Raw genomic sequence first — 15,654 nt, 5'->3', positions numbered from 1 at the left:
CGGGTATGCACCGGCCCCGCACATCGCGGGTCAACGCGGTGCGACGCCGTTGCGGTAGGCCCAGACGACCGTCTGGAGCCGGTCCCGCACGCCGATCTTGGCCATGGCGCGGCCGAGATGCGACTTGACCGTGCTGGTCTCGATGAACAGCTCGTCGGCGATCTCGACGTTCGACAGGCCGTGGGCGAGTAGACCGATGATCTCGACCTCCCGCGCGGTGAGCTGATGCGCGGCGGCGGCATCGGTCGCCGGTGCCGGGGTACGGCGGGCGAACTCGGCGATGACGCGTCGGGTCACGGCCTGGTCGACGAGCCCCTGACCGTCAGCGAGGCGCCGCACCGCCTCGATCAGCTCCTCCGGCTCACAGTCCTTGAGGATGAAGCCGCTGGCACCGGACTCCAGCGCGCCGAAGACGTACTCGTCGAGGTCGAAGGTGGTGACCACCAGCACGGCCGGCGGCGACCCGACCGCCTCGGCGACGATCCGGCGGGTCGCGGTGAGACCGTCACCGCCGGGCATGCGTACGTCCATGCAGATGACCTCGGGTCGGAGCCGGCGGGCCAGTTCGACGGCCGCGGACCCGCTCGACGCCTCACCCACCACCTCGATGTCGCCGGCCTGTTCGAGGATGACCCGGAAGCCGGCCCGTACGACGGACTGGTCGTCGACGAGCATCACTGTGATCATCTCCGGTTGTCTCCGTTCGCGTTCGCGGTCGCCCCGGTGGCGCGGGCATCGTCCCCGGTCGTCGGCACCGTCACCGCGACCGACCATCCGCCGGTCGCCGTCGGGCCGGCGGTGAACTGCCCGCCGATAAGATGTGCCCGCTCGCGCATGCCCACCAGCCCGACCCCGCCGGTGGTCGACGACCTCGGCTCGGCCCGCCGGATCGACCGGCCGTTGTGCACCTCCACCGACACCTTCCGGGACCGGAAGCGCAGCTCCACGCGTACCGGTGCGCCCGGGGCGTGCTGGCGGGCGTTGGAGAGCGACTCCTGGACGATCCGGTACAGCGCGACGTCGGCGATCGGCGGCACGTCGCGATGCGGCCCGTGCCGGACGAACTCGACCGGGGTGCCGAGCTGCCGGGCACCGCGGACGAGATCGTCGAGCATGGCCAACCCGGGCACCGGATCGTTGCCGTCGCTGTCACCTGGGCGACCACGCAGCACTCCCACGACGAGCCGGAGATTGTCAAGCGTCTCCTTGCCCTGGGACCGGATCCACGCCACCGCGGTCTTCGCCGCCGACGGGTCCGGGTCGATCAGCCGCTCGGCGGCCGCCGCCTGCACCACCATGCCGGACAGGTGATGGGCGGCGACGTCGTGCAACTCGCGCGCCATCCGAGCGCGTTCCGCGCCGATCGCCGCGCGCACCGTGGCCTGCTGCGCCCGCACCGCCTCGTCCGCCCGGACCCGCACCAGTTGCAGGTAGCGCCGGTAGGTGGCCACGTAGCTGCCGACGAAGACGAGACCGAGATAGGTCAACGCGCTCGCGGCGAGCTGGCCGACGCTCGTGGCGAGCGGCCCGGAACCTGGTTCACCGACGGCGAGTTCGGCCGCGCCGGCGGTGCGTACCGCCACGGCCGCGCTGGCCGTCTCAACCACCACGGCGGCGCCGGCAGCCAGCAGCGCCGGACGAACCGGGAGCAGCGTGCCGACGGTGTACGCCGCGACGAACGGTGCGATGCCGCGGATCGTCGCCTCGGGCACCGACAGGACGATGACCGGCACCTGGACGCCGACGACGAGCGCGAGGCAGAGCAGCGGCCGGACCCGACGCAGGCACAGCAGCATCGCCTGCCCGCTGCACAGGGCGATGACCAGCCAGGCCCGCGCCGGGCCGAAGGTGAGACCCTGCGCCGGTGCCACGATCCGGAACAACAGCGTCAGGATCAGGAACGTCAGCACGGTGAGCAGCGCCGCGAGCAGGCAGTCCCGCGCGAACCGGCCGGTCACCCCGACCCGGGTCAGCCGCTCGTCGAACCACTTGGTCAGCCGGGGTGGGCCCGGGACGTCGACGGCGTCCGTGACGGTGCCGCTGTGGTCGGACATGCGATGGCCATCCTCGCTCCGGATCGTTCCGGTTCGTGTCGGTCAGTAGGAGATGCTAGGGGCCAGCAGCATGAACTCGACGGCGAACCAACCCGTGCCGGCCAGCGCGAGCAGCACCGCCACGCTGCCGGTGATCCGGTGCCAGCCGGCCCGGCCTCGGATGTCGTCGACCAGCCGGACCGCGGCCGGCAGCACCCCGAGCAGGCCGATCAGCTGCAGCAGCTGCACCACCCGCAGGCTGGTCGCGGAGACGTCCTGCAGACCCATGATGCTGACCAGGCTCACCGCCCAGCCGGCGAGGGCGAGCAGTGTGCCGCCCACGGCGACCCGGGTGAGGATCCGTGCGGTCCGGCCGGCCCGGTCCCGGGGCGCGCGGCCGAGGCGGCGGCGGACGATGGCGCGTACCGGCCACGAGAGGGCCACGAGCAGCAGGACCACGGTGGATGCGGCGAGCACCGTTAGCACCAGCGCCGAGTCGCGTTCGGACGGCACCGGCAGCAGCGCGAACGCGGAGTCGAAGCTGATCGCCTCCACCCGGCCGTCGGCCACCCGCATCGCCACGGTGCGCTGCCCGCCGACCTCGCGCCACACCCACGGCGAGACCTCCTCGTACAGCGCGGGGGAGTCGGACAGCGGCGCGGGCTCGAACAGCAGCCGGTCACCGTCGGTGACGCTGACGGTGGTACGCCCGACCAGCCCCATCATGGTCAGGAAGTTGCCCCGTACCGCCCGCGAACTCTCGTACGTCCCGGCGGCCAGCGCGGCGTGCTCGGCGGCGGAGGCCGGGTCGACACCACCGGCCGGCTGTGTGCTTCCGGCCGGTTGCGTGCCTGCGACCTGTTGCGTGGCCTCGGCGGGGAAGTAGCGGTCGGCGAAGCCGTTCAGGGCGGCCTGCCGCAGCTCGTGACTGTCCAGCGCACCCTCCCCGGTGCTGTTCAGCGAGAGGTAGATGCCGGTCCGGTCGTCGGGGTAGAGCTGCAAGTGGGAGTGGAAGTAGAGGGTGTCGCCGCCGTGGCCGAGGATGCGGTGCCCGTTGCGGCTCTCGTCGAAGTAGCCGAGGGTCATCCGAGGGCCCTCGGCGAGCGTGCCGAGCGACGTTGAGTCGAGTGCCGGGCGCTGCATGAGTTCCCGCGTCGGCGCGTCGAGCAGCGGCGCCGCACCCACCCGCTCGCCCAGTTGGGCGAGCATGAACCGGGCCATGTCCGTTGCCGGGGCACTGAGCGCGCCGGCCGGGGGAGTGCTCACGATCTCGAACGGTGCGGCGGGCGCACCGGCGCGTTCGTACCCGTTGGACATCCGGTCGGTCAGGTGCGGGGGCAACGGCTGTTCGAAGGTCGACGACGTCATGCCGGCGCGGGCCAGCACGTTGCCGGCGACGTACTCCTCGAAGCGGACGCCACTGGCCCGCTCGACGATGTAGCCGGCCAGCGCGTTGCCGTAGTTGGAGTAGGCCGGCACCGTGCCCGGCTGGTAGATCTGCTCCGGTGGGTCGTCGGTCAGGGCGGCCCGCAGGTCGACGTCGTTGCCGGTGGTGCCGATGAGACCGGCGATCCGCTCCTCGAACCCGGCGGTGTGGGTGAGCAGGTGCCGCAGCGTGACGTCCTGCGGGTAGCGGCGGGGCACGGTGAAATCGAGGTACTCGGCGACGTCGGTGTCCAGCTGGAGCTTGCCGCTCTGCACGAGTTGCAGCACCGCGGTGGCGGTGACCAGCTTGGACACCGATCCCACCCGGAACAGGTGCCGGTCGGGATCGACCGGTACCGCATCCGCGTCACCGCCACCGGTGTCGGCGTGTCCGTATCCCCGGGCGGTGAGCATCTCGCCGTCCCGGACCACGGCGACGCTCGCGCCGGCGACGCCGGTACGCGCCAGTGCGGCCGGCAGCAGCCCGTCGAGCCAGGCGTTGACGTTCGCGCCGGTCAACGCGGCGGGGGCGGCCGATGCTCCCGGGACAGCCGGTGCGGAACCGGGCGGTGCCGGGTCGGCTTGCGACGTGCCGCACCCCATCACCGTCGCGGCGACGGCGACCGCCGTGGCCAGGGCCGCGCCGACTCGTACGCGGCGCGACCGGGATCGGGTTGGGCGAGGTCGGGTAACGGTCTCGTGGGTCACGGTCCGCTGCCACCTTCCGGGCCGCACGGGTGTCCGGAAAGCTTCCGTACGGCGTCACCCGGGGCCTGGTGCCAGCCTGCGTGAGTGCCGTCGGCGCGACATCTGGCGCAGGACGGCATTCGACTTACGACCTGAGTAGCAACCCGGGGCGGTGTCGCATACCCGCCCGCCCTGCCGGGTACGTCGATCAACGAGGACGTTCTGGGGGCGGTGCGCCGACCGTCGACGAGGTGGACCTGGGGGTGCGTGGTGCGTGCCCGCACGGCCGGGATGGGGGAGCGAGGATGTCGATGCGAAACTGGTTTGCCGGCGTGGGGCTGGTGGCGCTGGCCGTGGGAGCCGCAGGTTGCGGTGGCACGAGTGCCACCGACGAGGTCTCCCCGTCGCCGACGGCCACCAGGACGCCGATCGCCGAGGCCACCACGGCGGTGCCCATGCCCACGGCGTCGGCGCCGACCAGCCCGGTGCCGACCGCCACCCCGGCGGAGTTGTCCGGTACCCGCCAGATCACCATCACCCGGGTCGACGGCTTCGAGGCGGGACTGTCGTTGACCGACGACGGCCGCCTGGCCGAGGTGGACGACGACAGCGGTCGGCAGTTGTTCGTGCCGACCCCGCTGAGCGGGCAGAACTTCCTGATCCGGTCGTACCGTGGGGCCGGCGGCGGCCCCGGCACCGGTGAGCCGGTCTGCTGGCAGGTCCGCAACCCGGGCGGCGGCCGACCGCTGGTGGTGGAAGGTGCCGCCTGCCGGGAGGACGAGCCGCGCCAGCAGTTCACCATCTCCGCCGCCGACGCGGACGAGGGGTTCCTGATCAGCAACAACTCCGCCTACCTGCGGACGTCGCGGGACTCCGGGCTGATCCTGGAGGAGTTGGGCGACGCGCCACCGGCGAGCAGCTTCCGGTTCAACGACAACGGCCCGGCACCCGACCGAAACTGATCACTTCACCGCGCGGCTCCGCACCGCGGCTCCGCGATTCCCACCTTCGTCGGGGTCGCCGCGGATGCGGTCCAACTCGGCGAGGTACATCGCCTGCATGCGGTCGTAGTGCCGGACCAGCAGCGAGACCTCCTCGACGCTGTAGCCCTCGATGAGCCGCTCCGCCCGCTCGGCGAACCGCTCGTACGGTCGCGTCAACTCGGCGATTCGCTCGGGCCGCAGGGTGACGATCACCCGCCGCCGGTCCGCCGGATCGCGCTCGGCCGTCACGTAGCCCGCCTGCTGGAGCCGGCGGAGCATGCTGGTCACCGCCCCGGTGGTGAGGTTGGTCCGCTCGGCGACCTGCCCCGCGGTGGCGGAGCCGACATCGGCCAGGTGGTCCAGGCACTCCAGGTCGCTCACGGTGAGGCCCAGCCGCTCCGCGATGGCGTACCGGAACACCATGGACAGCCGCGACGTCTCCCGCCCGGCGCGCATGAGGTCGGCGATCGCGGAGGCACGGGCCGGCTCGTGGGACATGACGCCATCATGCCTCCGGTACGGTCACCCGGTGCAAGCGAGGTAACACGCGGGTCAGCACCCAGTGCGGTGCGGCGGCGCCCCCGGTGAGTCGGCGCATCAGCCTGGCGGCGGTGTCGACGGCGCGGAAGGCGTACGGCACCATCTCGTTCTGGTAGCCGGCGATCGCCTCCTCCACCGGCGTGCCGTTCGTTCGGGCCTCGACCAGCCGTTGGCCGAGCAGGGCGGCGTCGCGGAGCGCGGTGTTGCCGCCCTGAGCACCGAACGGTGGCATGACGTGCACGGCGTCACCCATCATCGTCGCCCTGGGCGCCGCCCACTGGTGTGGGCGTTGGCCGGTGGCGAAAAGGTTGAGCACCGTGGCGTCCACCTCGGCCGTGTCGACCAGCCGTCGGATGAGCGGGTGGAAGTCCTCGCTCATCACTGCGGCCTGTTTCCAGAGCGCCAGCAGGTGCCCGCGTACGTCGATGGGCACCTCCTCCTGGCGGAGCAGCAGGGCCCACATGACGTAGTCATCGCCGGTGGGCGCGTAGCTGCCCGGGGCCAGACGCGCGAACGCCTCCCGCGGGCGCTCGCCGAACCGCATCGAGGTGAAGAAGAAGGCGCGGCCGGGCCGGTCGGCGATGGCCAGGACCCCGCTGGTACGCAGCGCGTCCGGAATGACGCTCTCGCCGTTGCGCCGCAGGGGCGACCGGCCGTAGATGCCGACCATCGGGGTGTCCGCCGGATGCGCGTCCGGCATCAGCTGCGCGCGCAGCGCCGAGCCGACGCCGTCCGCGCCCACGACGACGTTCGCCGCGGCGGCTCCGCCGTCGGAGAACCGCAGCCGTAGCCGGGCCGGGTCGTCACTGTCCACCGCGACGGCGGTCTTGCCGTAGTGGATGCGCCCGTCCAGCCCGGACTGCAGGATCGACCGCAGGGTCAGCCGGTCGACCTGGCGGGTCGCGTACGGCTCGTCCTTGAAGGTGATGGTGAATGCGTCCCGCAGCCGGCTGTCGGTGAAGCGCAGCTGCCCACCGGGCTCGTCGCCGGTGGTAAGCGCCAGGCGGTACAGCGGGCGGGGCAGGCTCTCGCGCAGCGCCGCCAGACCGTACCGGTCGAGGATGATCCGGTAGCCCTGCCGCCGGACGAAGGGGCCCGAGTCCTGCTCGTAGACGTGCACGTCGATGCCGGCGCGCATCAGGTACTGGGCGAGACAGAGGCCGGAGAGGCCGGCGCCGGCGATGGCCACCGAGAAGTCAGTCGATACGCTCATGCAGTTATCTTAATGACTAAGATAATCTGGGCAAGCTTGTCAGCCCGGCTCTTGCCCGTACCGTCAAGTGCCGGTTCGTGGTGTCGCTGGTCCGGCTCGACCCTCAGCAGTTCCTCAGATGTTCCCCAAGCTCCGAAGGTGTGGGACCGGGAAGCTATGGCTGGGTCTGACGTCGCAGGCCCCGGTTGCCGAGGAAGGCCCCGCATATGAGAACGGACCAGGCTTCCGTTGCCGATGTCGATGCCACGAATGGCGGCCCGGTGGGCCGGACCGACGCGGGGCCAGCGACGACGCGAGGATCGCGGTGCCCCTGACATGACGGACCGACAGGAAGACGGGATGACTGCTGTCTCTCAGCCACCGATGTCGACAACTTTCCACGCCACGAGTGTCGCGCGCGTCGCGACCACGGTCTTCCTCCTTGTCAACGTCGTCGTGATCCATGCGATGTTCTTCCTGGCCGGGCCGCCGGCGTACAACGTCCTCGGTGCGATAGGCCGTCTGCTCGGCCTGTATCTGGCCTTCGCGATGGTCGTGCAACTGCTGCTGATCGCGCGCCTGCCGTTGCTGGACCGCGGTTTCGGCATGGACCACCTCACCATCTGGCACCGATGGACCGGTCTCACGACTTTCTGGCTCGCCGTGTTGCACCCGGTGGTCGTGCTGCTGGGATTCGCCACCTACAGCAACGTCTCGTTCCTGAGTGAGACGGTGACCCTGTCCCGGCAGCTGCCGGTCCTGCTGGGCATGATCGCCGTCGCCGTCATGCTCGTCGTTGTCGGGTTCTCGGTGCAGGCTGCGCGTAAGCGCCTGCCGTACGAGGTCTGGCACGCGATTCATCTGCTGCTCTACGCGGCGGTCCTGCTCGCGGTGCTGCATCAGGTGTACAAGGGAACCTCGTTCACCGGCAACGCGCTGAGCCAGATCTACTGGTGGGGTCTCTGGGCCTTCGCCATCGGCGCACTGCTCGTCGGCCGGCTTTTCCTCCCGCTGATCCGCAACGCCCGGCACCGCCTGCGGGTCGCCGCTGTGGTTCCCGAACCGGACAACGCGGTCTCGGTGCACATCACCGGCCGCGACCTACACCTGCTGCCCGCCCGCGCCGGGCACTTCTTCCTGTGGCGTTTTCCCGGACACAACCGTTGGTGGCAGGTCAACCCGTTCTCCCTGTCCGCCGCCCCGGACGGCCGCTCCCTACGGCTGACCGCGAAAGGCGTCGGCACCACCAGCTCAGGACTACGTGGTCTACGGGCCGGCAACCGGGTCTTCGCCGAAGGACCGTACGGCGCACTCACCGCGTCGCAGCGTGTCCGTGAGTCGACCCTGCTGATCGCCGGCGGAATCGGCATCACGCCGATCCGTGCCCTGCTGGAGGACCCGGACCTGACCGACGTGGTCATCCTCTACCGCGTCCGGGACGCCGCCAAGGCCGTTCTGCTCGGAGAGTTGCAGAATCTCGCCCAGGCCCGCGGTGCTCGACTACACCTGCTGGCCGGGCGCACCGGACCGGACAACAATCCCTTCGCGCCGGCAAACCTCGCCAAGCTGGTACCCGACGTCACCGAACGGGACGTGTTCATCTGCGGTCCACCGCCGCTCACCCTGGCCGTGCTGGATACCCTGCGTCGGCTCGGTGTCCCGAAGCGCCAGGTCCACGCGGAACTCTTCCGCCTCGCTGGCGGGTGACCTCCCTGGTACACCGCAGGGCAGCCGCGCCCCCATCAACAAAGAACTGCCGGGACGACAAGGGCGAAGGGAAAGCGTACGGGTGACTGTGGTGGTGGGTGTTGACGGGGCCGGGCGCACCCGCCGGCTCGGTGAGGTCGCCGCAGCCTCCGGGCGGCCCGTCCTCCCGGCCGCCGCCACGTCCGCCGAGGAGTTGGCCACCCTCGTCGCCCGGGCCCGTACCGAAGGCGCGATGGTCGTGGTCGACGACGCGCACCGGCTGCCGGAGGAAGTGCTGCTGATGTTGGCCGCCGCCGCCCGTACCGGGGTGCCGATGGCGATCAGCCGCCGCCCCACGATCAAGGGGCCGGAACTGGCTGACCTCGACGAGGCGGTCGCGGCCCTGGGTACCGTCGAACACCTCGGCCCGCTCGCCCACGACACCCTTGCCGCACTGGTAGCCGCCGTGCTCGGCCGTCCGGTGACGGCCGAACATGTGGCCGCGGTCCACGATGCCTCGGCAGGGTTGGCCGCCGTGGCCGAGGCGGTGGCGGCTACCCCGGATGGCACGCCACCCGCGCTTGTCGCCCGTCTGCAACGCCGACTCGCCGGTACCGGGCGCGACACCGCCGAACTGGCCGCGATTCTCGCGCTCGGTCTGGATCTCGATGACGATGTCGTCTGCACGGCCGCTGGGCTGAGCCCGGCGCAGGCGGCCGCGGCAACACGCTCGCTGCACGATCAGGGGCTGCTGGTGCCCGGCGGTGAGCGGATGATCCCGGCCGTCGCTCGCGCGGTCCTCGCCGACCTGTCACCGCCGGAACGTCGCCGGCTGCACGACACCGTGGCGAGGGCACTGCTGGCCGGCGGTGCCGACCCGGTTCGCGCCGCAGAGCAACTGCAGGCGGCCCGCGCCCGTACCCCCACCGCGGCTACCGTTTACCAGCAGGCCGGGGACCAGCTTCGCTTCGCCACGCCCGACCGTGCCTTGTTCTGGTACGACGAGGCGCTCGACGCCGGCGCCGACCCGGCCGCCGTGGCCGCCGGCAGGGCGGAGGCGGCGATCCTGCTGGGCCTGCCCGTGGACGTGGACGCCGCCACCGGGTCCCCGACGGATGCCGCTCGACTGCGGCTTGTCGCCGGTGTCGCCGCGGCCTACGACGGTCGCCCGGGCCGCGCTGCCAAAGCGCTGACCAGTGCCAGCCCTCCCGGTCCGGTCCTGGCCGTCCCGGCACTGATGGCGACCGGCCAGCCGGAACCGGCGCGATCTGCGGCAACGGGTGAGGGGCAGCTGCCGTTGCGTCTCCTCGCCGAGGCGGCGCTGGCGATCGGCAGACCCACCGATGCCCTGCCGCTGCTGATCGAGGCCGCCGAGGCCTACGAGCAGGCGCCGCCAGCGGTTCCGGTTCCCGATCTGCCACACGCGCTCGGTGCGGTGGTCGCGGTGACCGCCGGTGACGTCGCCACCGCCGAGCACCTGCTGGAGCGGGCGTTGACCGCGGGGCTCGGCGGACCGGCGGCCCACAACCGGCACCGGACACTCCTGGCCTGGGCCCGGTTACGGGCCGGCCGGTACGACACCGCCCTGGCCGAACTCCAACGCCTTTCCGGTGTGCCGTTGCCGGGCCGGGAACGTCTGACGTTCGCGTGTCTCACCGCCGGGATCGCCCGGCGCCGGGGCGACATCGCCCAACTCCGCGCGGCGTGGGCGTACGCCGAACCGGTCCTCGCCCGGCGTGCGGTGGATCTGACGCACCTGGAGATGATCGAGGAGATTCTGGTCGCCGCAGCGCGACTGCGGCAGCATCGGCGGATCACACCGGTTCTCGACGACCTCGAGGCGGTGGTGGGCCGGCTCGATCGGCCGCTGGACTGGGCGGTGTCGCTCGGCTGGATCCGACTGCAGATCGCCATTGTCGGCGAGGACCAGCGGGCATCGACTGCCGCTGCCAGTCACCTCGGCAGCCTCGAACCCTTGGGCAGCCGGCAACAGGCCCAGTGCCGGGCCGCCATCCGGTGGAGCGCCGCATTCGCTGGCGATGTTTGCCCGGACGGTGTGCTGGCGGACGCCGCTGAGCTCGAAGCGGTCGGCCTGCCGTGGGAGTCGTCCCGGCTGCTCGGTCATGCCGCGATCCGGACCAGCGACCCTTCGGCCGCGCGTCGTCTGCTGGAGCGCGCTCGGGAGCTGTCCTTTGTGGAGGTCTCTGTGGCTGGCTCGGCTCAGGACGCGGGTCGGGGCAGCTTGTCCGACCGGGAGGTGGAGGTGGCCCGGTTGGTGCTGGCGGGCCGTACCCATCGGGAGATCGGTTCGCAGCTGTACGTCTCCCCGAAGACGGTGGAGCACCACGTCGCCCGGATCCGGGCCAAGTTGGGGGCCGGAAGCAGAGCGGAGATGATCGCCGCCCTGCGCAGCCGTCTTCCTGCGGAGCCGTAGCCAACTGAGGCCTGGCGGAATCGGTCCCCTAATCCCCGGCGCCGAGAACGGGGATAGCCCCGATGCGAGGCACCGGCCGCGAGCCGCAAGCTTCTAAGCGTCCGGCCGGTGTGACCGGCCCCGAGCAGAGCAGGAAGCCATGTCTACTGTGGAAGTAACTCCGTTGATCATCGAGAACATCCGGGCGCTCTTCGAGAAGGTCTTCAGTAGCGAGGCGGAAACCGCGAAGTTCCTTGCCGATCCCGCCGGATCCTTCGCCGCCAACGACATCGACGCCGCATCCCTCGCGGCGGTAGATGTCAACCAGATCGTCAACGAGGCCGCCTTCGGCAGCGGTGGCGGCCCCGCCGGCGGTGGCGGCGGCTTCAGTGGTGGCGGTGGCGGCGGTTTCAGCGGTGGCGGTGGCGGGGGTTTCAGCGGTGGCGGGGGAGCCGGCGCGGCGGCCTCGGCCCCGGCCGTGCAGACCGTGCAGCAGGTCAGCAACGTCACCCAGACCTTCACCACCCAGAATGTCGTGGACAACTCCCGTACCTTCACCGACAACTCCAGTGACATCGACAACTCGGTGGACCTGGATGTGGACGGCGAGGTGCTCGGCGACATCGACATCGACTCCACCAACCTCAACCAGGCCGGCGACGGCAACGTCGGCAGCACCGGGGATGGCGACGTCAACGCCGCCACCGGCGACGGTGCGGTCGCCCAGCAGGGCGATGGGGATCAGGTCGCTGCGACCGGAGGTTCGGTGGCGGCGGGAGACGACGCCTTCGCCGCCACAGGCGACAATTCGTCGGTGGAGTTCGTCGACGGGGACAAGGTCACCGCAGGCGACGGCTCGGTGGTCGGCACCGGCGACGGCGACGTGCTCGGCGCTACCGGCGACGGTGCCTTTCTCGGCACCTCGAAGAATGGCGACGTGGTGGGGAACACCGGCGACAACGCGGTGACGGCGGGTGACGACATCGACGGCGTCGTCAACACCGGCACCAACTCGGGCGTCCAGGCCGACGGCGACGTCGACAAGGCGATCCTGGGCGACAACTTCGGCATCGTCGGCGACGACGTCGACAAGGCCGTGGTGGGGGACAACAACCAGACCGCTCAGCTCGACATCGACACCAGCGGCGGCGCGGGCGGCACCGCGGGCGGCAGCGGTGGTGCCGGCGGCACCGGCGGTGCGGCATCCGCGGACGGCGGAAGCGGCGGTGACGGTGCGGCCGGCGTCGGGGTCGGCACCGGCGTCGGTGTCGGTCTACGCGGCAAGGGCAGCGGCAGCGGCGAGGGAGAGGGTGACGGCGGCGACGGCGGGGCCGGCGGCGCGGGCGGCACCGCCAGCGGTGGGAGCGCCGCCGGGGGCGATGGTGTCGGCGGCAACGCCGGCGGCGGGGCCGGTGGCGCCCTGGGGCCGATCAACTTCAACTTCGGTGGGGGCAGCCAGCAGAACGTCAACGCCGATGGTGTGAAGGACTCGTCGCTGTCCGCCGGCGGTGACGCCGCAACCACGCAGGACTCGTTCAACGACCAGTCGAACAACGACTCCTTCAACGACCAGTCCGTCGACGACTCGTTCAACAACGACGACTCGTTCAACAACGACGACTCGTTCAACAACGACGATTCGTTCAACGACGTGGACGCGTTCAGCAACAACGACACCACTGTCGGAGACTCGGGCGACGGCCCTGAGCCGGCCCCCAGCCTCGGCGCCTGAGCCCGAGGCTCGGACAGCACTTCGTGAAGACCGTACGGCGAGCCGGATGAGGACATCGTGGCGTGGTGGGTGCGTGAACCACCACGCCACGACCGTGGCAACCGATCGACCGAGCTCGGTGCGCCGTACCCCTATGTGACGGGTAGGAACGACGTTGACCGCAACCATTGCGTCACCTGACGCCGACGGCACGCTGCGGCAGGCGACCCGGATCGTCGACCTCGCGCACCGCGCCTGCGAGGCGTACGGCCGCGCGGACCTCGCCCGCAGGCTTGCCGTCGTCCGTGCCGGCCTGGCCGACCCGGTGGTACACATCGTCGTGGTGGGCGAGTTCAAGCAGGGCAAGAGTTCGCTGGTGAACGGGCTGGTCGGGCACGACGTCTGCCCGGTCAGCGACGATGTGGCCACCGCCCTGCCGACCTACATCCGATACGGCGAGAAGACGTCCGCTCAGCTGCTGTTCGACGAGATCCCGCCGCGACGCGAGCCGGTACCGCTCGACCAGGTACGGGAGTTCGTGCTGGAGAAGCAGACCGCAGACATGGTGGCCGGCGTGACCGGGGTAGAGATCCGGCTGCCGCGTCAGCTGCTCTCCAGCGGCCTCGTCATCGTCGACACTCCCGGAGTCGGCGGCCTCGGCTCCGTGCATTCGGCGGCCAGCCTGACCGCGGCCTCGATGGCCGACGCGCTCCTGTTCGTCACCGACGCGGCGCAGGAACTCACCAGTAGCGAGTTGCAGTTCCTGCGCCAGGCCCAAGAGGTGTGCGGTACTGCCGTGTGCGTACTGACCAAGACCGACTTCTATCCGCACTGGCGCAAGATCCGCGATCTCGACGCGGGACATCTGAGCGGTGCGGGGGACACGCCGATCATCGCCGTCTCCTCCGACCTCCGGCGGCGCGCCGTCGCCCGCGGCGACAAGGAACTCAACGTCGAGTCAGGGTTCCCTGACCTGGTCAAGTTCGTGGCGCAGCGGGTCGCCGGCGGAGCAGCCAGCAGGGCCGCTGCCCAGGCGGGAGCCTCGGTCGTCGGGGTCTGCGAGCAGATCGAGAGCGAGTTCGAGGCGGAACGCGCCGCGCTGGCGGACCCTGCCGCTGCGGCGAAGGTGATCGACGACCTCGCTGAGGTGAAGCGGCGGGTCGAGGCGCTCAAGACCGCTGCGGCGAAGTGGCAGCAGACGCTCAGCGACGGCATCGCCGATCTCAGCTCCGACATCGATCACGACCTGCGCGGCAGGTTTCGTCGGCTGGTCGAGGAAGCCGACGCGCGGATCGAGGAAGGCGATCCCGCCGATGTCTGGGAGGAGACGGAGCGATGGCTACAGGCCCGGGTTTCCGATGAGCTGCTCGCCAACTACATGGTGCTCCGGGACCGGTCGATCGTTCTCAGCGACGACGTGGCCACCCACTTTCAGGAGGCCGCAGGTCAGGCTCTTCGCCAGGTGGCGGTCACCGACCCGGTGTCGGTGGCCGGCGCCGCGCAGTTCGAGCACAAGATCGAACTGGCGAAGATGAAGGTCGGGAAGCAGGCGATGGTGGCGCTCAAGAGCGCCTACGGTGGGGCGTTGATGTTCACCATGCTCGGCACCCTGGCCGGCGTCGCCCTCGGCCCGATCGGCGTCGGAATCGGTCTGGTGATGGGCCGCAAGGGTCTGCGCGAGGAGAAGAAGCGGCAACGGACGAGCCGGCAGAACCAGGCCCGCAACGCCATCCGGCGCTACTGCGACGAGGTCAGCTTCGTGATGACCAAGGACTCCCGGGACACCCTGCGCCGGATCCAGCGGCAACTGCGCGACCACTACAGCGGCCTCGCCGAGGAGTTGTCCCGGTCCAACACGCGGGCACTGAGCGCCGCGGCAGAGGCGGCACAGCGCACCAAGACCGAGCGCGAGACCCGCCTACGCGATCTCGCCGCGGAACTCGACCGGCTGCGGCAGGTGCGAGAACACGCAGCGGCGATCGTGTCCTGACCTGGGCCGACTCGGATCGACAGGTGACAGGACCGGCGGGTCGCCCTCGGCCAGGAGCCGCCTCGCCTCGACCGTCCGTCGGCGGTCGCTCTCAGGTGCCGTCGATGTCGTCGATCTCCGGTGCGTCCTCGGGCAACGCGAGGGTGGCCCACGGATCGCCGTCCACCGCCGGCTCGTCGTGCGCCACCGGCTCGTCGAGAGTCGTCCGCTGCGGCGTATCGACATTCCCGTCCGGTGCTGACTCCGCCGCCACGGCATCGAATGCCATCTCGTCCGCCCGCTCCATCCGGGTGGTGTCGGCGCCAAGGCCGAAGCCGGTGTCCGGCGGCACGGAGGCGGGTCCGCTCGGCACGTCCTCGGTGTCGTGTCCTTCCTCATCGAGTAGATCCGCCGGGTCCGGGCCGCCGTTATCGGCAGGCGCGTCGATATCCGACATCTCCCGGGGAGAGGTCACGTCTGGCTCCGCCGCGGGAGCGGTGGCGAGCAGGTCGGTCAGCTGTCCGACGTCGCCCGCCGCGGCGTCGCCGTCGGCGATCGGACCGTGTGCCGTGACGAACGGGGCCAGATGCTCGGCGATCTCGGCCGGGGCGGTGTCGGCGAAGCTGACCACGGCCTCGGCGACGAGATCCGGTGGCAGGTCCGGATGGCCGTTGGCCCGCAGGACGGTAGCGAGATCGCCCGAAGTTCCGGCATCGCCGGTCAACCCCGTGATGATCTCATGGAGGGATCGCGCCGGTGCCATGTCACCACAGTAGGAAAGCATCACCGGCAATGGCAGGGGGACATCCCCAGACGTTCCCCTATCGCCCGAGTTTCCACCCTGGGGGCCGCGAGGGGGATTACCCCGATGCCCCGTACCGGCTCCCGCTGGCACCCTGTCGGGGTGCTTCGGCGTCAGTGGCCGGTGCCGCTGAGCGGAGAGCCCACGGGGGCCTGGTGCGCCACGAGCGAAGAACAGGGACGGCGGAGGACGTGATCCATGCGATGAGCGAGC

Annotated in this window: 11 protein-coding genes; 5 read left to right on the top strand and 6 right to left on the bottom strand. The window is 70.9% G+C overall.

The genetic code is table 11. The features are described 5' to 3' along the window. Positions 1-30 precede the first annotated feature (30 nt). The 3 genes from AB0J93_RS22545 to AB0J93_RS22535 are packed head-to-tail and all read right to left on the bottom strand — an operon-like array spanning position 31 to position 4,166. Positions 31-687 (bottom strand): response regulator transcription factor, encoded by a 657-nt coding sequence (locus AB0J93_RS22545; RefSeq protein ID WP_363924295.1) that lies wholly within the window; start codon positions 685-687, stop codon positions 31-33. Next, entirely contained in the window at positions 684-2,054 is a 1,371-nt protein-coding gene (locus AB0J93_RS22540) for a histidine kinase (protein ID WP_363924294.1), read from the bottom strand. The genes AB0J93_RS22545 and AB0J93_RS22540 overlap by 4 nt, the downstream gene beginning before the upstream one ends. 42 nt (positions 2,055-2,096) lie before the next feature. Then, positions 2,097-4,166, bottom strand: coding sequence for a serine hydrolase domain-containing protein (locus AB0J93_RS22535; protein ID WP_363924293.1), 2,070 nt, complete (start codon positions 4,164-4,166; stop codon positions 2,097-2,099). A gap of 284 nt (positions 4,167-4,450) precedes the next feature. On the opposite strand from AB0J93_RS22535, the gene AB0J93_RS22530 reads away from it, so the two are divergent. After that, positions 4,451-5,107, top strand: a complete 657-nt coding sequence (locus tag AB0J93_RS22530; protein ID WP_363924292.1) for a hypothetical protein — start codon at positions 4,451-4,453, stop codon at positions 5,105-5,107. Here AB0J93_RS22530 and AB0J93_RS22525 read toward each other — a convergent pair whose 3' ends face one another. Both AB0J93_RS22525 and AB0J93_RS22520 read right to left on the bottom strand, forming a co-directional pair. Further along, positions 5,108-5,626: a MarR family transcriptional regulator gene (locus tag AB0J93_RS22525; protein WP_363924291.1), complete on the bottom strand. Its 519-nt coding sequence runs from the start codon at positions 5,624-5,626 to the stop codon at positions 5,108-5,110. It abuts the gene before it with no gap. Positions 5,627-5,633: 7 nt separating this feature from the next. Beyond that, entirely contained in the window at positions 5,634-6,881 is a 1,248-nt protein-coding gene (locus tag AB0J93_RS22520; protein WP_363924290.1) for an NAD(P)/FAD-dependent oxidoreductase, read from the bottom strand. A 339-nt stretch (positions 6,882-7,220) separates the two neighbouring features. Here AB0J93_RS22520 and AB0J93_RS22515 point away from each other — a divergent pair, with 339 nt between their 5' ends. From AB0J93_RS22515 to AB0J93_RS22500, 4 genes are all read left to right on the top strand, one after another. Continuing rightward, the gene (locus tag AB0J93_RS22515) at positions 7,221-8,567 is read left to right on the top strand and encodes a ferredoxin reductase family protein (RefSeq protein WP_363924289.1); all 1,347 of its coding nucleotides are present in this window, start codon (positions 7,221-7,223) and stop codon (positions 8,565-8,567) included. 82 nt (positions 8,568-8,649) lie between these two features. Beyond that, positions 8,650-10,980 (top strand): helix-turn-helix transcriptional regulator, encoded by a 2,331-nt coding sequence (locus AB0J93_RS22510; protein WP_363924288.1) that lies wholly within the window; start codon positions 8,650-8,652, stop codon positions 10,978-10,980. A 139-nt stretch (positions 10,981-11,119) separates the two neighbouring features. Then, on the top strand, positions 11,120-12,691 hold the full coding sequence (locus tag AB0J93_RS22505) for a hypothetical protein (protein WP_363924287.1): 1,572 nt from the start codon (positions 11,120-11,122) through the stop codon (positions 12,689-12,691). A 154-nt stretch (positions 12,692-12,845) separates the two neighbouring features. Beyond that, positions 12,846-14,660, top strand: coding sequence for a dynamin family protein (locus AB0J93_RS22500; protein WP_363924286.1), 1,815 nt, complete (start codon positions 12,846-12,848; stop codon positions 14,658-14,660). A gap of 91 nt (positions 14,661-14,751) precedes the next feature. Here the strand turns inward: AB0J93_RS22500 and AB0J93_RS22495 are convergent, their stop codons facing one another. Then, a complete protein-coding gene (locus AB0J93_RS22495) occupies positions 14,752-15,402 on the bottom strand; it encodes a hypothetical protein (protein WP_363924285.1) in 651 nt (216 codons plus the stop codon). Positions 15,403-15,654: the final 252 nt, after the last annotated feature.

It is taken from the genome of Micromonospora sp. NPDC049374 (assembly GCF_040677165.1).
Classification (GTDB): domain Bacteria; phylum Actinomycetota; class Actinomycetes; order Mycobacteriales; family Micromonosporaceae; genus Micromonospora.
The sequence above is the reverse complement of the archived record's forward strand: the minus strand, read 5'-3'. Positions and strand labels throughout refer to the sequence as shown.

What these genes read in the sequence shown, in the direction of transcription:
- AB0J93_RS22505 (WP_363924287.1), top strand. Translation starts at nt 11,120, where the DNA reads ATGTCTACTGTGGAAGTAACTCCGTTGATCATCGAGAACATCCGGGCG.
- AB0J93_RS22545 (WP_363924295.1), bottom strand. Translation starts at nt 687, where the DNA reads ATGATCACAGTGATGCTCGTCGACGACCAGTCCGTCGTACGGGCCGGC.
- AB0J93_RS22495 (WP_363924285.1), bottom strand. Translation starts at nt 15,402, where the DNA reads ATGGCACCGGCGCGATCCCTCCATGAGATCATCACGGGGTTGACCGGC.
- AB0J93_RS22520 (WP_363924290.1), bottom strand. Translation starts at nt 6,881, where the DNA reads ATGAGCGTATCGACTGACTTCTCGGTGGCCATCGCCGGCGCCGGCCTC.
- AB0J93_RS22540 (WP_363924294.1), bottom strand. Translation starts at nt 2,054, where the DNA reads ATGTCCGACCACAGCGGCACCGTCACGGACGCCGTCGACGTCCCGGGC.
- AB0J93_RS22525 (WP_363924291.1), bottom strand. Translation starts at nt 5,626, where the DNA reads ATGTCCCACGAGCCGGCCCGTGCCTCCGCGATCGCCGACCTCATGCGC.
- AB0J93_RS22515 (WP_363924289.1), top strand. Translation starts at nt 7,221, where the DNA reads ATGACTGCTGTCTCTCAGCCACCGATGTCGACAACTTTCCACGCCACG.
- AB0J93_RS22530 (WP_363924292.1), top strand. Translation starts at nt 4,451, where the DNA reads ATGTCGATGCGAAACTGGTTTGCCGGCGTGGGGCTGGTGGCGCTGGCC.